Below are 21,510 nucleotides of genomic sequence, written 5' to 3' on the forward strand. Positions count from 1 at the left end.
GCCGCTCAGGTTCGCGGAGGGGCGGGAACGGCCCCGGAACGACGTCCGGGGGTCTGATCCGACCGCGATCCGGACTGGAGGCCCGTGACGGCGCCGCCACGAGCCTCCCGTCAGTAGCGTGGTGGCGTGCCGCTGCAGAACTCGACCGACCGCATCCTCACCACCCACACGGGCTCGCTCCCCCGGACGCCGGAGCTCACCGCGCTCCTGGTCGCCCGCGACCAGGGCAAGCCGTTCGACGAACAGGCGCTCCGTGACGAGACCGCCGCCGTGCTCGCCCACACCGTCGACGCGCAGCTGGCGGCCGGGATCGACGTCGTCAACGACGGCGAGGTGCCCCGCGTCGGCTTCTCCACCTACATCCGCGAGCGCCTGTCCGGATTCGGCGGCACGGGGCACCGCAAGCCGACGCTCGACTCGGTGAAGTTCCCCGAGTACGCCGCGTTCCAGGCCCGGCAGATCGACGAGGGCGCCGAGTTCGCCCGCGTCTGGGACACCCCGGTCGCGCAGGGCCTGCTGCAGTACGACGAGGAGCGCGCGGGCATCCGCGAGGACCTCGACGGCTTCGAGCGCGAACTCGCTCGCAACGCCGAAGCCGGCCGCACCCCGGCCGGCACGTTCATCTCGGCGGCGACCCCCGGGATCGTCGCGACGACGCTGCTGCTCGACGACGCCAACCCGCACTACGCCGACCACCGCGAGTACGTCTTCGCCCTCGCCGAGCAGCTCCGGGTCGAGTACGAGGAGATCGTCGCCCGCGGCCACGTCCTGCAGCTCGACGCTCCGGACCTGGCGATGGAGCGGGTGATCCACTTCGGCGACGCATCGCTCGACGAGTTCCTGGCGGCGGTCGACCTGCACGTCGACGCGCTCAACCACGCCCTGCGGAACATCCCGAAGGAGCAGACCCGACTGCACGTCTGCTACGGCAACTGGCAGGGGCCACACCAGGACGACGTCCCCGTCGACGTGCTGCTCCCCCACCTCTACCGCGCCGAGGTCGGGTCGTTCAGCATCCCGTTCGGCAACCCGCGGCACGCGCACGAGTTCCCGGCGTTCCGCGACCTGCCGCTGCCCCCCGGCGCGGTCCTCGTGCCGGGGGTCATCGACGTGACGACGAACTACCTGGAGCACCCGCAGCTCGTCGCGAACCGGATCGTCGAGGCGGCCGAGGCGGTCGGTGACCCGACCCGGATCGTCGCCGGCACGGACTGCGGCCTGGCGACCTTCGCCAGCTACGAGTTCGTCGCGTCCGACGTCGCGTGGGCGAAGCTCGGCGCACTCGTCGAGGGCGCCGAGATCGCGTCCCGCCGCCTGTTCGGCTGACGCATCCGCGAGACGCCGGTGTCCGCGCGAGACGCCTCCGACCCATCGAGACACAGCCACATCCGGCGGCGTCTCGCCCCTCGGGCGGCGGCACGACCAGACGGGGGCGTCTCGGCGCCGCGGTGTCGGACGGGAGGCGCGGGGCGGCCCCGTCACGGGCGTCCCGTCCGTTGCCGCCGTCGGTGGGCGGGCGTACCGTGGCGCCCGTGAACCGACCTGCTCTCTCCACGGTCGGCGAGCTCCGCGCTGCTGGGCACGTCCAGAAGTCGGTCCGCGCCGAGATCCGCGACAACCTGCTCACCGCCCTCCGCGAGGGCCGCGACCCCTGGCCCGGCCTGCACGGCTTCCAGACCACCGTCATCCCACAGCTCGAGCGCGCCCTGATCGCCGGGCACGACGTCGTCCTGCTCGGCGAGCGCGGCCAGGGGAAGACCCGACTGCTCCGCACCCTGAACGGCCTGATGGACGAGTGGACACCGGTCATCACCGGCTCCGAACTCGGCGAGCACCCGTACGAACCGATCACCACGGCGAGCATCCGCCGTGCCGCGGACCTGGGTGACGCACTGCCGATCTCGTGGGTGCACCGTGACGACCGGTACGTCGAGAAGCTCGCGACGCCGGACACCTCCGTCGCGGACCTGATCGGCGACGTCGACCCGATGAAGGTCGCGGAGGGCCGCAGCCTCGGCGACCCGGAGACGATCCACTTCGGCTTGATCCCCCGCGGCCACCGCGGCATCGTCGCGATCAACGAGCTGCCCGACCTCGCCGAGCGCATCCAGGTCGCGATGCTCAACGTGATGGAGGAGCGGGACGTCCAGATCCGCGGGTACGTGCTGCGACTGCCGCTCGACGTGCTCGTCGTCGCGAGTGCGAACCCCGAGGACTACACGAACCGCGGCCGGATCATCACACCGTTGAAGGACCGCTTCGGCGCCGAGATCCGCACGCACTACCCGATCGAGCTGGCGGACGAGATCGCCGTCATCCGGCAGGAGGCGCAGTTGACCGCCGAGGTGCCGGACGCCTTGATCGAGATCCTCGCCCGCTTCACCCGTGCCCTCCGCGAGTCGAGTGCCGTGGACCAGCGCAGTGGTGTCAGTGCCCGCTTCTCGATCGCCGGTGCCGAGACCGTTTCCGCCGCCGCCGTGCACCGCGCCGCCCGCCAGGGTGAGCCGGACGCCGTCGCCCGGCCGATCGACCTCGAGACCGCGGTCGACGTGCTCGGCGGCAAGATCGAGTTCGAGTCCGGGGAAGAGGACCGCGCCGACGAGGTGCTCGAACACCTGCTGCGGACCGCGACCGCCGAGACCGTGCGCTCGCGCTTCCGTGGGCTGGACTTCGGGGTGCTCGTCGATGCGCTCGAGGGCGGCACGATGGTCACCACCGGCGAACAGGTCAGCGCGCGGGACTTCCTCGCCGGCCTGCCGTCGCTCGGCGAGTCCGACCTGTACGACCAGGTGTGCGAGCGCCTCGGCGCCACGTCCGACGGCGAGCGCGCCGGCGCTATCGAGTTGGCGCTGGAGGGCCTGTTCCTGGCCCGCCGCATCAGCAAGGAGTCCGGCGGGGGCGAAGCAGCGTATGGGATGTGACCCGGTGCGCACCGGCACAGACACCGACACCGACGGGGTGACCCGTGGCTAGCCGCCCGAACCGTCGGCTGAGCCGTGACAGCCGCTACGGCAAGTACGACGGCGGCCCGGATCCCCTCGCGCCACCCGCCGACCTGGCGGAGGCGCTCGACGCGATCGGGCAGGACGTGATGGCGGGTACCTCGCCCGAGCGTGCGATGCGGGAGTTCCTCCGACGCGGCGGGCGGTCGCAGCGGGGGCTTGACGACCTCGCCCGACTGGTCGCCGAGAAGCGCCGCGAACTGACGAGCCGGAACAACCTGGACGGCACCCTGCAGGAGATCAGGCAGCTCCTCGACGAAGCCGTCCTGGCCGAACGTGGACAACTCGCTCGCGACACGGCGATGGACGACGGGGACCGCGCACTGGCCCAGATGCAGCTCGACAGCCTGCCGTCCTCGCCCGCCGCAGCGGTCAGCGAACTGAACGGCTACGACTGGAAGAGCCCGACGGCCCGGCAGAAGTACGAGCAGATCAAGGACCTGCTCGGCCGCGAGATGCTCGACCAGCGGTTCGCGGGCATGAAGCAGGCGCTCGAGAACGCCACCGACGACGACCGGGCCGCGGTCGCCGGGATGATGCAGGACCTCAACGAACTGCTCGACGCCCACCGTCGGGGTGAGGACAGCCAGGAACAGTTCGACGAGTTCATGGCGAAGCACGGTGACCAGTTCCCGTCGAACCCGCAGAACGTGGACGAGCTGCTCGACGACCTCGCAGCCCGAGCCGCAGCGGCCCAACGGATGCGGAACTCGATGACGCAGGAGCAGCGTGACGAACTCGACGCGCTGGCCGAGCAGGCATTCGGCTCCCCCGCACTGATGGGGGCGCTGTCCCAACTCGACGACAACCTGCGCGCCCTCCGCCCCGGCGAGGACTGGGGCGGGTCCGAGGGCATGGACGGCGAGCAGGGTCTCGGTCTCGGCGACGGCACCGGGGTGTTCCAGGACATCGCGGACCTCGACGCCCTGGCCGACCAGCTCGCCCAGGTCGGCCCCGGATCGGAGCTCGACGACCTGGACCTCGACGCCCTCGCCCAGCAGCTCGGCGACCAGGCGGCCGTCGACGCCCGGACCCTGCAGCAGCTCGAGAAGGCGCTGCGGAACTCGGGTGCCGTGAAGCGGGGCACCGACGGGCAGCTCCGGCTCACCCCGAAGGCGATGCGCCAGCTCGGCAAGAGCCTGCTCAAGGACGTCGCCGAGCGGATGTCCGGGCGCCAGGGCGCACGGGACCTCCGCCGCGCCGGTGCTGCCGGGGACCGCTCCGGCTCGACGCGTCCGTGGGAGTTCGGTGACACCGAACCCTGGGACGTCACACGCTCGATCACCAACGCCCTGACCCGCACGGCCGGGGACGGTACCCGTTCCGGCGCCGGGGTGCGGTTGCAGATCGAGGACGTCGAGGTACAGGAGACCGAGGCCCGCACGCAGGCCGTGGTCGCCCTGCTCGTCGACACCTCGTTCTCGATGGCGATGGAGGACCGCTGGGTCCCGATGAAGCGCACCGCCCTCGCGCTGCACACCCTCATCTCCACGCGGTTCCGCGGGGACGACCTGCAGCTCATCGCGTTCGGTCGTGAGGCCGAGGTGATGGACGTCGACCAGCTCGTCGGCCTCGACGCCATGTGGGACAAGGGCACGAACCTGCACCACGCCCTGCTGCTGGCGAACCGGCACTTCCGGAAGCACCCGAACGCGCAGCCGGTGCTGCTCATCGTCACGGACGGCGAACCCACGTCACACCTGGAACCGAACGGGCAGGTGTACTTCAGCTACCCGCCGGACCCGGTGACGATCGCGCTGAGCGTCCGGGAACTCGAGAACGCCCACCGGCTGGGCGCGAAGACGACGTTCTTCCGGCTCGGTGACGACCCGGGGCTCGCCCGCTTCGTGGACGGCATGGCCCGCCGCGTCGAGGGCACGGTGACGGCGCCGGAGAACGACGACCTCGGCGTCGCGGTGGTCGGGTCCTACCTCGGTGCCCGACGCGGCTCCGGCTCCGGCTCCGGCGACGACGGTCTCTGGGGCAGCGCCTTCAGCCGCTTCGGCTGACCGCACACCTGACGCCCGGGAGGCGCGTGCCGGGCTCGGCGCGCGCCTCCAGGCCCTCGGCGCGCGCCTCCAGGCCCTCGAGCGGGACCCGTCAGAAGACGGGCAGTGTCAGACGGTCAGCCGCGTCAGAAGACCGGCCACGGCACGGCCGGACCGTAGCCGTCCGGCGGCGGGAACGTCGCGACCGCGGCCAGCGCAGCGCAGCGCCCCCGGAGCGCCGACAGCTCGTCGTCGGTGAGGTGCTCACGCAGGGTCTCGCCGAGCGCTCCCCGGAGCGCCTCGGACAGCCGCTGGAGTCCGGCGACCTCGTCCTCGCTGAGGGGTTCGCCGATCCAACCCCAGAGCACCGTCCGGAGCTTGTGCTCGACGTGGAAGGTCAGGCCGTGGTCGACGCCGAAGCGGTGCCCGTCCGGCATGGCCAGGACGTGCCCGCCCTTGCGGTCCGCGTTGTTCGTGACGACGTCGAAGACCGCCATCCGCCGGAGGACCGCCGAGTCCTCGTGCACCAGGGTCACCGCCTGGTCGTTCTCGTCCACGGCGTCGAGCACCTCACGGACGGTGCCCGCGGCGACCGCCGCGGCGGCGTCCTCGGCCGGGACCAGGTCGACGGCGTCCTGCTCGGGGTCGATGTCCTGCCACCGCTGCACCATGCCCGGGCCGAAGGGGCCGTCACCGAGCCAGGTCTCGGGCACGACGTTCCAACCGAGCGCCTCGGACACCAGGTAGGCGGAGACCTCACGGCCGGCGAGGGTGCCGTCGGGGAAGTCCCACAGCGGCTTCTCGCCCTCGATCGGCTTGTAGACCACGTCCTCGCCGTCGAGCCGGGCGAGGAACGTGGCGTTCGAGGCCTCGCGGATGCGCCCGGTGATGCGGAGTTCCCCGGGAGCGCTGGGGACCGCGGCACCGGCGGCGTCAGGACCGATCGTCATCCGAGCTCGGGCAGCTCGGGCGGGTTCGGTCGTCCGGCGGCGATGACCTCGCGCGTGCGCTGGACGAAGGCGCGGGCGCTTCCCACCGGGATCTTGACCTGCAGCAGCTCGCTCGGTTCGGGCAGTTCGACGACCGCTTCGACCTCGTCGCCGTCGCCGGTCGACTCGGTGAAGACCTCGACGTCGTCCTCGATCGGGTACGCCTCGATCACGACCTGCGCGGTGGCCGGGTCGAAGCCCAGGCTCAGGGCGCCCGCGCGGAACTCGGGCTCGACGGGCTGGTCGAGCGGGTCGCCGTCACGCAGCTCGCTCGGTGCTGCGTCCGGGACGCTGAAGCGGTTGTCGTCGACCGTGGCGACCTCGTCGAGGAGTTCGTCGATCTTGTCGGCGAGCACGGCCGACTGTTCCTTCTCGATGGCGACGCTGACGACGCGACGGCCGTCACGGGCCTGGATGTAGAACGACCGCTCGCCCGGGCGTCCGATCGTGCCGACGACGAGTCTGTCCGGCCAGTCGAAGCCGTGGACGATGGGGGGCATACCGGCATTCTAGGAGCGTGCGCCTCCGACCGTTCAGGAAGTGGCGGAGTCGGGATGCTCCGGAGACCGCGACTGCGACGACGACGGCGACGGCGACTGCTCGTCGTGTCCCGCGCCGCCGCCGACGACCGCGTCACCGCTCGGCGCCGCTGCCCGGGCCAGCCACGACAGGTCCCCCGACTCGGTGTTCGTCGCCACGACCTCCGGACGGGCCTCCCCGTACCGGACGATCGACACCGACGCCGGTCCCACCGAGATGCGCTGGAACAGGTCCAGGTGCATGCCGAGGGCGTCGGCGAGGACGGACTTGATGATGTCGCCGTGACTCACCGCGACCCAGACCGCACCGGCCCCGTGCTCTGCCTCGATCTGCGCGTCGAGGCGTCGGACGGCCGCGACCGCACGGGACTGCATGGTCTGCATCGACTCCCCGCCGGGGAACACGACGGCGCTCGGGTTCGACTGCACCACCCGCCACAGCGGCTCCTGGGCGAGATCGCTGATCCTGCGGTTCTGCCACTCGCCGTAGTCCGCCTCGATGATGCCGCGCTCGACGAACTGCTGCGGGTCGCCCGGCTGGAAGGCCGTGATCGCCCGCGCGGTCTGCCGGCAGCGCTCGAGGGGGCTCGAGACGACCGCGGCGAGGGGCACCGCGGCGATGCGCTCGGCGGTCGTGGCGGCCTGCCGTTTGCCGACGGAGTCGAGCGCGACCCCGGCCGTGCGGCCCGCGAGGAGTCCGGTCGCGTTCGCGGTGGTGCGTCCGTGTCGGACGAGGAGGACGGTCGCCATGGGGACGATCCTAGGCGTGGCCCCGCGGCGCCGACGGCGGGCGGGATTGTGCTGCCATCCGCGAGCGGGCCATGATGCCCTGGTGCTGGTCTCCATCCTCTACATGAGCGTCGCGACGCACGAGTTCGGCGAGGACGAACTCGCCGAGATGCTCGCCGGCGCACGGTTGCGGAACGAGGCCCTCGGCGTCTCCGGTCTGCTCCTCGTCAAGGGCGGCCGCTTCATGCAGCTGCTCGAGGGCCCGGCGTGGAGCGTCAACGACCGGTTCACCGTGATCCAGAAGGACCCGCGCCACCACTCGGTCCGCTCGCTCGTCCGTGAGGACATCGAGCGCCGCCGGTTCGACGGCTGGTCGATGGCGTACCGCGGTCTCGACGACTCCGAAATCGCGACCGTCGAGGGGTTCAGTCCGTTCCTGTCCGGCACCCTCGACTTCCCGCCGTCCTTCGACCGGACCAGCGCCGCCTGGCTGCTCAAGTGGTTCCGGGACCGCGACCTCGTCGAGGGCTGAGTCACCACACCATCCGGCGCGCCCACCTGTGCGTCTGTACCGTCAGCGTCATGCCGTTCTTCCGCTCCTCCGCCGCTGCCCCACCGACGACGCCACCGATCGAGCCGGTGACCGGGGTGCGTGCTGCCTGGTCGGACTCGTTCGGCCGGCTGGCGACCCGCTGCCTGCAGGTCATCATCCTCATCGTCATCGTCGCGGGCATCGTCTACGCGGGCCAGGTGCTCAGCGTCGTCACGATCCCGGTGCTGCTGGCCCTGATCATCGCCTCGGCCATGCACCCGGTCGTGTCCTGGCTCCGCCGTCACGGCTTCCCGTCCGTCTTCGCGACGCTGACGGTGCTCCTCGGGGTGCTCGTCGTCCTCGGGTTCCTCGGGTACCTCATCGTCGTCGCCGTCGAGAACCAGTGGTCCAGCCTGCAGAAGTCCGCCGTGCAGGGCTTCCAGCAGCTGCAGGACTTCAGCAGGACGCTGCCGTTCGCCGTCTCGGACAAGCAGGTCGACGACGCGGTGAAGACCGCCACCGACTTCGTCACGAGCGCGCAGTTCGGGTCCGGTGCCCTGGCCGGCGCGTCCGCCACCGCGAACTTCCTCACCGGCCTGGTGCTGATGATCGTCGTGCTGTTCTTCTTCCTCAAGGACGGGCCCCGCATCTGGGAGTTCCTGCTCCGTCCGTTCACCGGTGCCTCCTACGAGCGTGCTCGCCGCGTCGGTGACCGCGTCGTCTCGACCCTCGGCGGCTACGTCCGCGGCACCGCGACCGTCGCCGCGGTCGACGCCATCGGCATCGGCGTCGGCATCGCCATCGTCGGCGTGCCGCTCGCACTCCCGCTGGCGGTCATCGTGTTCATCACGGCGTTCATCCCGATCGTCGGTGCGACCGCTGCCGGCATCCTCGCCGCGCTCGTGGCCCTCGTCGCGCTCGGTCCGGTCCCGGCGCTGATCGTGGTCGGCATCGTCGTGGTCGTCAACCAGCTCGAGGGCAACTTCCTGCAGCCGGTGCTGATGGGGAAGACCCTGCGCCTGCACGGCCTGGTCATCCTGGTCGGCCTGACCGCGGGCACCGTCCTCGCCGGCATCACCGGCGCGATCATCTCGGTGCCGCTCCTGGCGGCCGGCTGGGGCGCCATCAAGGTCTGGGACGGACCGGACCTCGCTGCGAAGCCGTGGCGCCAGAAGCGCTCCGAGGACGTGGACGACCACGAACGCGCGAACAAGCGCGCGAAGCGGCGCGAGAAGGCGCAGAAGGCCCGCGAGAAGCGGCGCGAGGACCAGCAGAAGGCGCGGGCGAAGCAGGCAGCGAAGACCGACTGACGTCGAGACGACCGGACGGGAGGCCCGGACCAGCCCACCGGGGCCGGTCCGGGCCTCCCGTCATGCCACCCGCACCACGCTCGCGCGGACGGTCAGGCGAAGGCGCGGTCCACGACGGCCAGCAACCGGTCGCGCTGCGCCGGGACCACGCAGGCGTGCGCGAGGACGCGCCACATCGTCGCCACGGCCGGCAGCAGGTCGATGCGTGCCGCTCGGACGTCGGACACGAGCTGCACGCCGGTGAACCACGGGACGACGGTGGCACCCAGCGCTTCCGGGGTGACCGTCGGCCCGACCTCGCCCGCGGCGACCGCCAGGCGGAAGACGTCCACGACGCTCGCGATCCACTGGTCGTAGAAGGACGACGTCGACCCGGAGAACACCCGGTTCTCGAGCGACAGCCGGATGCCGGCACGGACGACCGGGTCGTCGAGCAGCAGGCCGGCGATCGCGCGGGAGGCCTCGACCAGCCCGGCCAGCGGCGACGGTCCGTCGTACGTGACGGCTGCGAACGTGCGGGCGTTCTGCTCGTCGATCACGGCGAGGGCGATGGCCTGCTTCGTGCGGAAGTGGAAGTGGATCGCGCCCTGGCTGACCTCGGCGGACTTGGCGATCCCGGAGATGCTCGCGGCACCGAAGCCCTGGCGGTCGAACTCGACGGCGGCGGCCTCCAGGATCGCGGTTCGGCGGTCCGGTCCGCGACCGGGTACCGACGTCGGCGTGGTCATGGTCGTGCTTCCCCCGTGTTCCGTCGTGCTGGCAGTGCACAGAACGACCCGTACACTCCGGCGACAACGGTACCGCGGTCCAGGCGCGGCTTCACGCCCCCGATGTGGTGTCGCTGGCGACACAGCAGGCCAGTTGTCCACATGCTCTTCGGTCGCTGGTGGTGCTGGACTACCATCGACGCATGCTCCCCCGCCTGCCGATGAGTCGTCCGGGCCGGTCGCGCCGCGACGTCGGCAGCGACGGCCTGACCGATCACGAACGCGCCGCTCTCGTGGCCGAGTACCACGCGACGGTCGCGCGGAAGTCGTTGAAGGCCGTCGAGAAGGACGTGATCAACCGCTGGCTCGCCTCGCGTGCAGCCGGATGACCTGACCTGGGTCGGCCTCGGCGGAGAACACGTCCCGGCTCTGCAGGGTTTCACCTGCGCTGACCCTCCCCGTGCCAACTGGGATCGACTGCGTCGGGACCACGTTCACCCGCGGCCGTGGGAGCTTGCCGTGCAGTCCTCGATCCGTGGACTGCGGCCGCCTCTGCCGCCGGAGGAGAATGCGCTGCTCGCGTTCTCCGGCGACGCACTCGCCGGAGTGTCCCGCGTCAGCTGGACCGACGGTGGCGAGCAGCTCCTGGTCATGAGCATCGCGCGTGACGTCCGTTTCCGTGGAGCCGGCCTCGGCATCGTGCTGCTCCGTCAGACGCTCGACGTCCTCCGTACGGTTCGCGATGAAGCCGGGATCGGTTGTGGTGCGTTCGCTCGCGTGGATCACCGGAACGAGCCGAGCCGCCGGATGTTCGAACTCGCTGGATTCGTCTACCTCGAGAACGACTTCGAGGAACCGAACCTCGAGTACTGGGTGCACGACCTCCTCTGACCGAGGATCGGCCTTGGCATTCAACCCGCTGCCGTTCGTCGCCGGTGTCCGACGGCCGTGTCAGGGGTGCGGCGACGTCTCGCGGGCGAGGGACGCGAGCATGTCCAGCCGCTCGGCGCTCGCACTGCCCGGGTCGGCGTAGTAGAGCACCAGGAGCAGCCCGTCGACCGGCAGCTTGTCGCGGTGCAGGTGCAGCTCCCCCACGACCGGGTGGTCGACCGTCATCGACCCGCCCTCGAGCACCCGGACGTCCTGCCGTGCCCAGAGCTGCCGGAAGCGGCCGCTCGACAGTGACAGCTCGCCCACGAGTTCGACGACCCGCTGGTCCCGGACGTCGTCCGCGACCGAGTGCCGGAAGGCGCCGACGAAGCTCGCGACGGCACGCTCCCAGTCGCGGTGGAACACCCGCTCCTCCGGGTCGAGCAGCAGCGAGCGCAGACGGTTCTCGCCGACCCGGAGCCGGGGTGAGAACGCGGTGGCCAGGTCGTTCGCCGCGAGGACGTCGAACGCGCGCCCCTCGATGAAGGCCGGGACCTCGAGCGCCGCCAGCAGGGCGTGCAGGCGGGCCGGGACCCGCTCGGCCGTGCGCCGGGGACGGCTGCGTCGTGCGGGTTCGGCGAGGTGCTGGAGATGGAGACGCTCGACGTCGTCCAGTTGCAGCACCCTGGCGAGCGCGTCGAGGACCTGCGGCGACGGACGGGTGTCCCGGCCCCGCTCCAATCGGAGGTAGTAGTCGGTGCTCACGCCGGCGAGCATCGCGACCTCCTCGCGGCGGAGACCCGGCACGCGCCGGACCCCGCCGGCGGGGAGCCCGACCTGCTCCGGCGTCACGAGCCCACGGCGCGCCTGCAGGTAGGCGCCGAGCGGGTTCGTCGGCAGGGCGGTCGGGTCCCCGTCGAGCGTCACGCGGGCGTCCCCGAACGGCCGGGCAACATCGCGAGCGCCTGGGAGCGCTGGGCGACCAGCTCGTCGTAGGTGCCGTCACGTTCCGCCCACCGATGCATGAGGACACCCTGCACCAAGACCTCGTGCGGAGTGGGGTCCTGTGCCAGGAGCGCCATCACCTCGGCACCGAAGTCGCCGAGGTCCAGAGCGTTCGGGTTGCTGGTGCCCATCGTGGTGTTCACCGCCGGCGGCACGAGTTCGGTGACGTCGATGCCCGTCCCGGCGAGCTGCGCACGGAGTGCCTCGCTGTAGGCGTGCACCGCGGCCTTGGTGGCGGCGTACGACGCCATCAGTGGGAACGGCAGGAACCCGATGCCCGAACTCACGGTGACGATCGTGCCGCTGCCCTGCCGGAGCAGGTGCTGGGTGAACGCGTCGATGACCCGGATCGTCCCGAGCACGTTGACGTCGACCATGCGGGCGGCGTCGGCGAAGTGTGCCGGGTCCCGGAGGTCCTCGGGGACGCCGATGCCCGACATGGTCACGACGGTGTCCAGGTCGGGCAGCAGGTCGAGCACGGTGTCGCGTGCGGTCGTGACGGATTGGTCGTCGGTGACGTCGATCGAGACCGTGCCGAAGCCCTCGGCGGCGAGCTGGTCGAGCACGGCGGTTCGACGTCCGCCGACGACGACGTGGCTGCCGGCGTCACGGAAGCGTCGTGCGAGTTCGAGTCCGATGCCGGAGGTGCCGCCGATGACGGCGACGGAGCGTGTGGTGATGTCCATGCCCTCGACGCTAGGACGACGGAGCGCCCGCTCCCGGGGCCCTGCGAGGACCCCCGTGAGGACGAGACGACTCCTCTGCAGCGGAGGGTGTGGGATTCGAACCCACGAGACATCTCTGCCCACCTGTTTTCAAGACAGGCTCCATCGGCCACTCGGACAACCCTCCGTGACCCGACCACGTGGCGAGACGTGACCGGGTCCCGTGCAGTCTACCGAGCCTCCCGGCCGGAGTGCAGCCGTCAGCGCGGCAACGTGTCGAGCGCCGCCGCGAGCCCGTCGTCCGTGACGCCGCCGGTGAGTTCGTTACCCGCGTCCACGACGTCGTCCGGGGCCTGCCCCATGACGACCCCGCGACCCGAGGTGGAGGCCCACCGCAGCATGTCGATGTCGTTGCGTCCGTCGCCGGCCGCGAAGACGCGCGAGCGCGGGATGTCGAGCCACTCGCGGACCCGCTCCATCGCGGTCGCCTTCGTGACGCCCTCGGGCGCGATGTCGAGCCAGGCGGTCCAACCGACCGTGTACGAGACCCTGTGCAGGCCCATCTTGTCGACGATGTCCAGGAACTCCTCGAGCCCGTGCTCCGGGGAGATCACGACCACGCGGGTGGCGCGGACGCCCAGCAGCCGCTCGAACTCGACCTGGTCACCGGAGGCGGTCATCGTGTCGTCGGGGAAGTCACCGGAGAGCAGGTAGTGCCCGGTCTCGTCCTCGACGCCGTACGCCCCGTTCTGCAGGGCCCCGCGGATCGTCTGCAGGACCTCGGTGGGGTCGAAGGTCTCGACGTGCACCCGCTCGTAGCGGCCGGTGTCCGTACGCTCGAGGGTCAGCGCACCGTTGGCGCAGACCAGGTACTTCGGCTGGATGCCGAGCCGTTCGAGCAGCGGGACGGTCATGCCCTCGCTGCGGCCGGTGGAGAGCATGACCTCGTGTCCGGCGGCTTCGGCGTCACGCACGGCCCGGATGACGGTGTCGGTGACGACCCCGTCCTCGCGCATCGTCGTGCCGTCGATGTCCAGCGCGACGAGCCACCGCTTGACCCGTGCGGGCGCCGCGGTCCCACCCGGGGCTGCGGCGGCAGCGTCGGAACCGTCCACGAATCCGCGTGAAGAGCTCATCGGGGCTCGATCACCTCGATGCCGCCGAGGTACGGGCGGAGCACCTCGGGGATGACGACCGAGCCGTCCTCCTGCTGGTGGGTCTCGAGGATCGCGACGAGCCAGCGGGTGGTGGCGAGGGTGCCGTTCAACGTCGCGACCGGCGCGGTCTTGCCCGTCGCGGTCCGGTAGCGGATGTCGAGGCGACGGGCCTGGAACGTGGTGCAGTTCGACGTCGAGGTGAGCTCGCGGTAGGTGCCCTGCGTCGGGACCCACGCTTCGAGGTCGTACTTGCGTGCGGCGCTCGTGCCGAGGTCCCCGGCGGCGGTCTCGATGACGCGGTAGTGCAGCCCGAGGTCCTGCAGCATCGACTCCTGGTAGGACATCAGCCGCTGGTGCTCGGCGTCAGCCTGGTCCGGGTGGACGTAGGCGAACATCTCGAGCTTGTTGAACTGGTGCACACGGAGGATGCCGCGGTTGTCCTTGCCCGCCGAACCGGCCTCCCGCCGGTAGCAGGTGGACCAACCGGCGTACCGGAGGGCCTGGTCGTCCTCGGACGGGAACTGCAGGATCTCGTCGGCGTGGTACCCGGCGAGGGCGACCTCGCTGGTGCCGGTCAGGTACAGGTCGTCGGCTTCGAGGCGGTAGACCTCGGCGGAGTGCTCGCCGAGGAAGCCGGTGCCGGCCATCGTCTCGGGACGCACGAGCGTCGGCGTGATGAGCGGCTCGAACCCGTGCGCGACGGCACGGTCGAGGCCGAGCGACATCAGGGCGATCTCGAGTCGGGCGCCCATGCCCTTGAGGAAGTAGAACCGCGAGCCGGACACCTTGACACCGCGGGCGATGTCGATGATGCCGAGGGACTCACCGAGGTCGGCGTGGTCCTTCGGCTCGAACGTGAACTCGGGCTTCGTGCCGACGGTGCGGAGGGTGACGAAGTCGTCCTCGCCCCCGGCGGGCACGTCGGGCATCACGACGTTGGGGATCGAGCGGACGACGGTGTTGAAGGTGTCGTCGGCGGCGGTGACGGTGGCCTGCGCTTCCTTCACCTTCGCGGCGAGCGCCTGGGCCTGCTGCACGAGCGCGGCCTTCTCGTCCTTGGGCGCCTTCGCGACGGTCTTGCCGAACGCGTTCTGCTCGGCACGGAGCGCCTCGAACGCGGTGATGGCCGCACGACGGGCGGAGTCCGCGGCGACGGCCTGGTCGACGACGTCGACGGAGGCGCCGCGCGCCGCCTGCGAGGCCTTGATGAGGTCCGGTTCGTCGCGCAACAGCTGTGGGTCGATCACCGACCCAGCTTAGCGAGCAACGGATGACCACCCGGTGAAGCTGCGGACCGGAGGCCCGTGATGCTGCCGGTCCGCACCTGCCGTCAGTCCCCTGGTCGCGATCCGGACCGCGCAGGCGGTGCCCGGTAGCGTTGGCGGCATGTCGACGCCCTCGGACACCACCTCTCTGCCGGAGGACGCCCTCGCCACTGAGCAGCGCACCGCCGCCGTGATCTACAACCCGATCAAGGTCGACCTGCCCTCGTTGCAGCGCATCGTCGGTCGCTACCAGCGTGAAGCCGGCTGGGCGGAGACGAAGTGGTACGCCACGAGCGAGGAGGACCCGGGCGGCGGCATGACCCGCGAAGCGCTCGACGCCGGAGCCGACGTGATCGCCGCAGCCGGCGGGGACGGCACGGTCCGTGCGGTCGCCGAGGTCGTGCACGGTTCCGACGCGGCCCTCGCACTGCTGCCGAGCGGCACCGGGAACCTGCTCGCCCGCAACATCCCCGCGCCGATCGACGACCTGGGTGCGAGCGCGCACACGATCTTCCACGGCGAGGACCGCGCGATCGACTTCGGCACGGTCGGGGTCGAGCGTCAGGACGGCTCCCGCGAGGAGTTCGGCTTCCTCGTGATGGCCGGACTCGGGCTCGACGCCCGGATGCTCGCGAACACGAACGACGACCTCAAGAAGAAGGTCGGCTGGCTGGCGTACGTCGACTCCCTGGTGCGGTCGCTGCGCGACGCCGACGCCTTCGAGTTCCGGTACCGCCTGGACGGCCAGGGCACCCGCTCGGTCCGGGCACACTCGCTCATCGTCGGCAACTGCGGGATGCTGCAGGCCGGCGCGACCCTGCTGCCGGATGCCGAGATCGACGACGGCTTCTTCGACGTCGTCGTGATGCGGCCGCACGGGTTCTTCGGTTGGGTCCGGATCGGCGCCCGGGTGTTCTGGGAGAACGCGATCCTGCGCCGCTTCCGCCGTTCGGCACTGGGCCAGACGGACATCGGTCAGCGCATCGTGACGAAGACGCGGGACGAGCGTCCGCTGCGCTACCTGCGCGGCGAGGAGTTCACCGTGCGGCTGGAGCGTCCCGACGAGTTCGAGATCGACGGCGACCCGGTGGGTGAGGTCGTGGCGTTCCGCGCGAAGATCGATGCCGGCGGCCTGACCGTCCGGGTGGCCGGTCCGGAGGACCAGACGCGGGCGACCCGCCGGCGCTGACGGCGTGGCGGCCGTCGTGCCGTGCAGCGGTGGCGGACGGGAGGCTCAGCCCGCCTCCGGCTCGCCGCTCACGATCGCGCGCAGCCAGTCACGGGCCTCGACGAACGCCTGGTCCGAGTACCGGGGCGAGACCTCGGAACGCGCGCCGTCGGCGCGAGGGTACGACCCGAGGAACGTGACGCGCGGGCTGAAGCGCCGCAGGCCCAGCAGCGCATCCGCGACCCGTTCGTCGCGCACGTGTCCGTCGAGGTCGATGACGAACCGGTACCGCCCGAGTTCGTCACCGATCGGCCGGGAGGACAACAGCCCCATGTTGATGCCCCGGGTGGCGAACTGCTCGAGCATGTCGACCAGGGCGCCGGGGTGCTCGTTCGGCAGTTCGACGACGACGCTCGTCTTGTCCGAGCCGGTGCGTTCGGGCAGCGCGAGCGTCTTCGACACGAGCACGAACCGGGTGACGGCGCTGGCGTTCTCGCCGATGGAGTCCGCGAGCACCGCCAGGTCGTAGTGGTCGGTGATGCCTGGCGGGGCGACGGCGGCGTCCGCGACCGAGTGCTCCTCGAGCAGTTCGGCCGCTGCGGCGACGTTCGACGAGGCCGGGATGTGTCCGTGTCCGCGCACGTTGGCCTCGAGCCACCGGTGCGTCTGCGCGTACGCGACGGGATGGGCGTTCACCGTGCGGACGTCGGCGAGCGCGGTGCCGTGCCGGGCGACGAGGACGAAGTCGACGGGCACCAGGTACTCCCCCACGATCCGCACGCCGGGGATCCGGGCGAGGGCGTCCTGAGTCGCACTGACCCCGCCGTCGACGCTGTTCTCGATGGCGATGACGGCGCCGACGGAACGGCCGGTGACGACGTCGTCCAGCGCTTCACCGACGTTGTTGACGCTGCGCCAGGGCTTGCCGGCGGCGGCCTCGACGAGCTTGAGCGCCGCTTCGGTGAAGGTGCCGGCCGGTCCGAGGTAGCTGTAGGTCTCGGAGGGGCGGTCGGCGGCATGGCTCATACCGGCGAGCCTAGCGGCGGTCAGAAGGTGATCTGCATGGTGTCGGAGTCGCCGTTCCGGCCGACGGTGCGGAAGCCCACCCGCTCGTAGAGGATGCGGGCGCCGGTGTTGCCGTCCTCGACGCTCAGGCTGATGCCCGGCCACCCCGCGCTCCGTCCGGCGGCGACGATCCGGGCGAGGAGTGCGGACCCGACACCACGACCGCGGGCGCGGGCGTCGACGGCCAGGGTGAGCTCCGGGACGTCCTCGGCGACGAAGCCGTAGCCCGGGTCGCTCGCGGGTAGGTGCACGGCCCAGACGACGCCGAGCGGCCCGTCGCCGTCGGACGCCACGACGCCCAGGTCAGCAGCCCGGTCGACGGTCCGGTCGTCGGTCCGGTCGTCGCTGCTCCGCTCCGGGTCGAAGGCGGCGGAGTAGTGGGCGAACTCGGGCCGGTCGAGGTCGGCGTCGGTGAAGCGCTCGGCCGACCAGTTCATCGCGTCGAGGCTCGCCCGGCGCAGCAGGGGCAGGTCGTCGCGGGTCGCCGGCCGGTAGGCGATGCCGTCCACGAGGTCCGGGAAGGAGTCGTCAGCGGTGCCGGTCAACCGGGCTTCGCAGATGGACGGCTCGTCCGCCGGGATGTTGGCCACCGCGGCGAACCGCCCGTCGGGGTCGACGCGGCTGAGGAGCACGCGGGAGATGTCGTCGAGTTCGGCGACCTGCTCGTCGGACAGCGCGTCGATGACCAGTCGGCGGGCGGTGCGCACGTGGCCGGGAGCTGCGGCCACGATGTGCTCGAAGCCGGCGTCGGTGAGCCGGACGTCTGTCGCCCGGCGGTCCTCGGTGGACGGGCAGCGTGCGACCAGCCCGCGCTTCTCCAGCCGGGACACGACGTGCGACAGCCGGGGCAGCGACGCGTTGGTGGCGGAGGCGAGCACGGACATCCGGAGCGTCCGGCAGTCGGTCTCGGAGAGCATCGCGATGACCATGTAGTCGAACAGGGTCAGGTCGGCGTCACGCTGCAGCTGGTGGTCGAGCGCTGCCGGCAGCAGCTCCATCACGGCGACGAACCCCATCCACGCCCGCAACTGCTCGCGGGAGAGCCAGGGGGTGTCGTCGGTCATGCCCTCATCCTACGGAGAGGTTGTCGCTGCAACCGCAGGTCGGACGGACCGACGCCGAGCCGTGACCACTCCGACCACGAGGGCGACCACCACGACGGCGACCAGCGCGCCCTCGACCACGAGCAGCCGGGTCGTGTAGTCGAACGGCAGCACCGTGTCGTTCTTCGTGCCGTGGGCCTTCGCCGCGATCTCCGGCAGGACCACCAGGGCCAGGACGCTGCCCAGGACGACGGCCGCTTGCACGACGACGAGCACCCACGTGCGCAGTGAGCGGCCGGCCCGGCGGAGTCCCATGCCGACCGCCAGGACGAACGGCGACAGGATCGCGTCGTGCAGCACGACGGCGGCGAGGAGCCAGGTCGCGAGCCCGCCGATCCGGTCCGGCCGGACAGAGGTCACGAGGACCCAGGCCCCGAACGCCAGGACGAGCACGCCCAGGACGACGAGCACGATCCGGGCCGTGCGGACCCGGCCGTCGACGACTGCGGCGCTCATGCGATGACCTCGATCCGTTCGATCCACTTCGTCTGCAGCACACCCGGGCGGCCCGGCGCGATGATCCGGGCTGGGAACCCGTGTTCCAGGTCGAGCTTCTCGCCGTTGAGCTCGAGGGCGATCAGGGTCGTCGGGTCGGCCGTGTACTCCGGCCCCATCTCCATGATCCGGTAGCCGCCGTGCCGCTCCAGGCTCGTCACCCGGACCTGCACGTGCGGGTCCGCCTGCACCGCGGCGAGGAGGTCGCGCATCCGGACCCCCTTCCACGTCGCCATCTGGCTCCAGCCCTCGACGCAGGAGATCGGCAGGCGCGCCTCGGTCTGGCCGAGGGCGGTGAGCTCGGCACGTGAGAACGTGCGGCTGACCGAGGGCCCGGCGACGGTGAGCGCCCAGTCGGCGGCCGTCGCGGTGGTCAGGACGCCCGCCGCGCGAGCCGTCCGGTTCACCGGGAGTCCGCTCTGGCCGAGGTGCCGCTTGCGAGGAGCGAAGACGTTGAGGGGCTCCCCGACGACCGAGGACTGCCCGACCGTCAGGGCGACGACGCCCGCGGTGGCCGCGGTCACGCCGGCGATGAACCCGCGACGCGCGACGCGCTGACGACGCCCGTCGTCGCTCGCCGCGGCGCCGGCGGGATCGGGGGTCGGCCGGGGTGCAGCGGCCTCGGCGGTCACGCCTGGACGGGAGGCCCGGGGCACGGCCGCCCCGTCGATCCAGCGGTGGAGGCGACCCACGAACCCGCGGGACGACGAGGCGGAGCCGGGACGGGCCTCCAGGCCGGCGGGGTCGTCCGGGTCGTACCGGCTGCCCGGGTCGGGGAGTTCGCTGCCCACCGTGGCGTCCGCGACGAAGCGGCCCTGCGCGTCGAAGGAGTCGCGCTTCCGCCAGTAGCGCGTGATGACCTGCAGCTTCGTGCCGATGTGGATGAGCAGCGACCCGATGAGGACGTAGGCCAGGGCGTTGTGCACCTGCCGGAACGGGAACGGCCACGGGTACCACTGGAAGGTGTTGAGCAGGCCGGTGGCGACCTGGACGAGCGCCGACGCGACGAACACCGCGATCGACGCACGCTCCAGCAGGTGCAGGACGCTCCGGACCGGCGGGGTCTGGACGAGCGCCGGCATGACGACGTTGAGCTTGGCGAGGAGCAGCGGGATGATCGCGATCCCCGCGGTGATGTGCAGGCCCTGCGTGAACTGGTACAGCTGCACGGGCCGGGTCGGGAAGCGCATCCACCCCAGCGGCTCCTGCAGCAGGTGGCTGTAGACGCCGGTGAGGAAGCAGACCAGGAACGCGATGCCGAGCAGACGACCGGTGACGACGGCGCTGCGTGCGGTGCGGTTCGGTGACGCCATGACGTCCCGGGCATGGAGCATCAGGTGTTGCACCCCCGCTAGCCTCGTCGGACCATGAGCGAACGACTCCGTCCGGCCCGTCTCGACCACCGGGCGTTCGCCCCGCGCACGCTCGTCCCGGCCGTGCTGGCCGTCGTCGGCGTGCTGGTGCTCGGCATCGTCATCGCGGTGGGTGTCACGCATCTGGGGTTCCTCCGGGAGGGTCATCGCTCTCCATTCGTTGCGTGGACCCTCATCGCTTGGGCGGTCTTCGCAGGCGCCGTGCTGGCGCTCAGGTTCGTGCCCCCGCACCTGGTGACGCGGATCGTCCTCGGTGGTGCGGTGGTCGTCGGGATCGCGGCCCTGATCGGACCGCCGAACACCAGCACCGACTCCGCACGCTACGCCTGGGACGGGATCGTGCAGCACGCGGGCATCTCCCCGTACCGGCACACGCCGCAGTCGGACGTGCTGCAGCACCTCCGCCCGGACTGGCTGTTCCCGGACAAGGTGCACGGCACGTGCGGTGACGTCAAGCCCCGGTTCCGCGGTCTCGGCGACGGTCGACTCGGGCACTGCACGGCGATCAACCGGCCGGACGTCCCCACGATCTACCCGCCGATGGCCGAGCTGTGGTTCGCGCTCGTCCGCGCGTTCGTGCCCGCCACCGCGCAGTACCTGCCGTTCCAGTTCGCCGGGCTCGTCGTCTCGCTCGGCGTCACCGTCGGCCTGCTCGTCGTCCTCCGCCGACTCGGCCGCCCGACCTGGTGGGCCGCGCTCTGGGCCTGGTCACCGCTCGTCGCTGCCGAGGCCGTCACTAACTCGCACGTCGACGTCGTCGGCGCGGCACTGGCCACCGCGGGCGCCGTGCTGGTGGCGTTCGGTCGGCCGATCTGGGGCGGCATCGCCCTCGGAGCCGCGACCGCGACCAAGCTCATCCCGGCGATCGTCTACCCGGCGCTGCTCGGTCGGTGGCGCAGCTGGTGGGCGATCCCGGTCGGTGTCGTCGTGTTCGGGCTCCTCTACGTGCCGTACGTGCTGACGACCGGCCCGAAGGTGCTCGGCTACCTGCCCGGGTACCTGTCGGAGGAGGGCTACGAGGACGGCTCCCGGTTCGCCCTGGTCGCGAAGGTCCTGCCCGGGGACGCCGCGACCATCGGCGTCGGACTGGTCGTGCTCGTCGCCGCGGTGCTGGCCTGGCGGCTGTCCGACCCGGCGAACCCCTGGTCCGGTCAGGTCTTCATGATCGGGGTGACCTTCCTCGCCGTGACGCCCCGCTACCCCTGGTACGCGCTGCTGCTCATCCCCTTCGTGGTGCTGTCCGGCCGGTGGGAGTGGCTGGCCCTGACGCTCGCGATCGCCCTGCGCGGGGTGTGGCCCTCGGTCGTCGCCTACCGGTGGTGGCTGCTCGCGGCGATCGCCGTCGTGCTCGTCGTCACCCTCGTCCGGACCCGCCGCGAGGACTGGCTGCGCTGGCGCGACCGGCTGCTCGGCCGCGACGGAGCGCGAGACGACGCGGTGCAGCGCGACGCGGTGCACCCGGAACGCAGCGCGGGCAACGTATCCTGAGCCGATGCCGGCCCAGATGTTGCCCTCGACGGGGCAGATGCTGCCCTCGGCGGCGCAGAC

The 21,510-nt window shown here is 71.5% G+C and carries 21 protein-coding genes and 1 tRNA gene; 9 read left to right on the forward strand and 13 right to left on the reverse strand.

Annotation, left to right across the window (positions count from 1 at the left end):
* Nucleotides 1–126 precede the first annotated feature (126 nt).
* The 3 genes from DEI89_RS13780 to DEI89_RS13790 all read left to right on the forward strand — a co-directional run bounded on the left by DEI89_RS13780 (nt 127) and on the right by DEI89_RS13790 (nt 5,011).
* A complete protein-coding gene (locus tag DEI89_RS13780) occupies nt 127–1,326 on the forward strand; it encodes a cobalamin-independent methionine synthase II family protein (RefSeq protein ID WP_258366426.1) in 1,200 nt (399 codons plus the stop codon).
* Nucleotides 1,327–1,532: 206 nt separating this feature from the next.
* The gene (locus DEI89_RS13785; RefSeq protein WP_110904632.1) at nt 1,533–2,921 is read left to right on the forward strand and encodes an AAA family ATPase; all 1,389 of its coding nucleotides are present in this window, start codon (nt 1,533–1,535) and stop codon (nt 2,919–2,921) included.
* Between the two features lie 44 nt (nt 2,922–2,965).
* Complete coding sequence (locus DEI89_RS13790; protein WP_258366335.1) at nt 2,966–5,011, forward strand: VWA domain-containing protein; 2,046 nt, start codon at nt 2,966–2,968, stop codon at nt 5,009–5,011.
* A 125-nt stretch (nt 5,012–5,136) separates the two neighbouring features.
* On the opposite strand, the gene DEI89_RS13795 is transcribed toward DEI89_RS13790, so the two are convergent.
* From DEI89_RS13795 to DEI89_RS13805, 3 genes are read right to left on the reverse strand one after another with little or no spacing between them, the layout of a single operon-like run.
* Nucleotides 5,137–5,940, reverse strand: coding sequence for an SCO1664 family protein (locus tag DEI89_RS13795; protein ID WP_110904633.1), 804 nt, complete (start codon nt 5,938–5,940; stop codon nt 5,137–5,139).
* The gene (locus DEI89_RS13800) at nt 5,937–6,479 is read right to left on the reverse strand and encodes a DUF3090 domain-containing protein (protein ID WP_110904634.1); all 543 of its coding nucleotides are present in this window, start codon (nt 6,477–6,479) and stop codon (nt 5,937–5,939) included. Before DEI89_RS13800 ends, DEI89_RS13795 begins: the two co-directional genes overlap by 4 nt.
* A 33-nt stretch (nt 6,480–6,512) precedes the next feature.
* Complete coding sequence (locus DEI89_RS13805) at nt 6,513–7,268, reverse strand: histidine phosphatase family protein (protein ID WP_110904635.1); 756 nt, start codon at nt 7,266–7,268, stop codon at nt 6,513–6,515.
* 82 nt (nt 7,269–7,350) lie between these two features.
* Here DEI89_RS13805 and DEI89_RS13810 point away from each other — a divergent pair, with 82 nt between their 5' ends.
* Together DEI89_RS13810 and DEI89_RS13815 are read left to right on the forward strand one after the other, a co-directional pair.
* Nucleotides 7,351–7,779, forward strand: a complete 429-nt coding sequence (locus DEI89_RS13810) for a BLUF domain-containing protein (protein WP_181421671.1) — start codon at nt 7,351–7,353, stop codon at nt 7,777–7,779.
* A 50-nt stretch (nt 7,780–7,829) separates the two neighbouring features.
* On the forward strand, nt 7,830–9,089 hold the full coding sequence (locus tag DEI89_RS13815) for an AI-2E family transporter (RefSeq protein WP_110904637.1): 1,260 nt from the start codon (nt 7,830–7,832) through the stop codon (nt 9,087–9,089).
* 92 nt (nt 9,090–9,181) lie between these two features.
* Here the strand turns inward: DEI89_RS13815 and DEI89_RS13820 are convergent, their stop codons facing one another.
* The gene (locus tag DEI89_RS13820) at nt 9,182–9,817 is read right to left on the reverse strand and encodes a ScbR family autoregulator-binding transcription factor (protein ID WP_110904638.1); all 636 of its coding nucleotides are present in this window, start codon (nt 9,815–9,817) and stop codon (nt 9,182–9,184) included.
* Between the two features lie 182 nt (nt 9,818–9,999).
* On the opposite strand from DEI89_RS13820, the gene DEI89_RS13825 reads away from it, so the two are divergent.
* Together DEI89_RS13825 and DEI89_RS13830 are read left to right on the forward strand one after the other, a co-directional pair.
* On the forward strand, nt 10,000–10,185 hold the full coding sequence (locus tag DEI89_RS13825) for a hypothetical protein (RefSeq protein WP_110904639.1): 186 nt from the start codon (nt 10,000–10,002) through the stop codon (nt 10,183–10,185).
* Nucleotides 10,186–10,315: 130 nt separating this feature from the next.
* Nucleotides 10,316–10,687 (forward strand): GNAT family N-acetyltransferase, encoded by a 372-nt coding sequence (locus DEI89_RS13830; protein WP_110904640.1) that lies wholly within the window; start codon nt 10,316–10,318, stop codon nt 10,685–10,687.
* Between the two features lie 60 nt (nt 10,688–10,747).
* Here DEI89_RS13830 and DEI89_RS13835 read toward each other — a convergent pair whose 3' ends face one another.
* From DEI89_RS13835 to serS, 5 genes are all read right to left on the reverse strand, one after another.
* The gene (locus DEI89_RS13835; protein ID WP_258368920.1) at nt 10,748–11,593 is read right to left on the reverse strand and encodes a helix-turn-helix transcriptional regulator; all 846 of its coding nucleotides are present in this window, start codon (nt 11,591–11,593) and stop codon (nt 10,748–10,750) included.
* A complete protein-coding gene (locus tag DEI89_RS13840; RefSeq protein ID WP_110904641.1) occupies nt 11,590–12,357 on the reverse strand; it encodes an SDR family oxidoreductase in 768 nt (255 codons plus the stop codon). The genes DEI89_RS13835 and DEI89_RS13840 overlap by 4 nt, the downstream gene beginning before the upstream one ends.
* 81 nt (nt 12,358–12,438) lie before the next feature.
* Nucleotides 12,439–12,523 (reverse strand) — tRNA-Ser (locus DEI89_RS13845).
* A 73-nt stretch (nt 12,524–12,596) separates the two neighbouring features.
* Complete coding sequence (locus DEI89_RS13850) at nt 12,597–13,472, reverse strand: HAD family hydrolase (RefSeq protein WP_110904642.1); 876 nt, start codon at nt 13,470–13,472, stop codon at nt 12,597–12,599.
* Nucleotides 13,469–14,740 (reverse strand): serine--tRNA ligase, encoded by a 1,272-nt coding sequence (gene serS, locus DEI89_RS13855; protein WP_110904643.1) that lies wholly within the window; start codon nt 14,738–14,740, stop codon nt 13,469–13,471. The genes DEI89_RS13850 and serS overlap by 4 nt, the downstream gene beginning before the upstream one ends.
* Before the next feature lie 139 nt (nt 14,741–14,879).
* On the opposite strand from serS, the gene DEI89_RS13860 reads away from it, so the two are divergent.
* The gene (locus DEI89_RS13860) at nt 14,880–15,947 is read left to right on the forward strand and encodes a diacylglycerol kinase family protein (RefSeq protein ID WP_110904644.1); all 1,068 of its coding nucleotides are present in this window, start codon (nt 14,880–14,882) and stop codon (nt 15,945–15,947) included.
* 45 nt (nt 15,948–15,992) lie between these two features.
* On the opposite strand, the gene pheA is transcribed toward DEI89_RS13860, so the two are convergent.
* From pheA to DEI89_RS13885, 4 genes are read right to left on the reverse strand one after another with little or no spacing between them, the layout of a single operon-like run.
* Nucleotides 15,993–16,952 (reverse strand): prephenate dehydratase, encoded by a 960-nt coding sequence (pheA, locus tag DEI89_RS13865; RefSeq protein ID WP_110904645.1) that lies wholly within the window; start codon nt 16,950–16,952, stop codon nt 15,993–15,995.
* Between the two features lie 20 nt (nt 16,953–16,972).
* Nucleotides 16,973–18,055 (reverse strand): bifunctional helix-turn-helix transcriptional regulator/GNAT family N-acetyltransferase, encoded by a 1,083-nt coding sequence (locus tag DEI89_RS18260; RefSeq protein WP_309146533.1) that lies wholly within the window; start codon nt 18,053–18,055, stop codon nt 16,973–16,975.
* 9 nt (nt 18,056–18,064) lie between these two features.
* Complete coding sequence (locus DEI89_RS13880; RefSeq protein WP_110904646.1) at nt 18,065–18,550, reverse strand: hypothetical protein; 486 nt, start codon at nt 18,548–18,550, stop codon at nt 18,065–18,067.
* On the reverse strand, nt 18,547–19,935 hold the full coding sequence (locus DEI89_RS13885) for a molybdopterin-dependent oxidoreductase (RefSeq protein ID WP_181421672.1): 1,389 nt from the start codon (nt 19,933–19,935) through the stop codon (nt 18,547–18,549). The genes DEI89_RS13880 and DEI89_RS13885 overlap by 4 nt, the downstream gene beginning before the upstream one ends.
* Before the next feature lie 21 nt (nt 19,936–19,956).
* Between DEI89_RS13885 and DEI89_RS13890 the strand changes: the two genes are divergently transcribed.
* Nucleotides 19,957–21,450, forward strand: coding sequence for a glycosyltransferase family 87 protein (locus DEI89_RS13890; RefSeq protein WP_110904647.1), 1,494 nt, complete (start codon nt 19,957–19,959; stop codon nt 21,448–21,450).
* Nucleotides 21,451–21,510 lie beyond the last annotated feature (60 nt).

Source organism: Curtobacterium sp. MCBD17_030 (assembly GCF_003224255.1).
Classification (GTDB): domain Bacteria; phylum Actinomycetota; class Actinomycetes; order Actinomycetales; family Microbacteriaceae; genus Curtobacterium.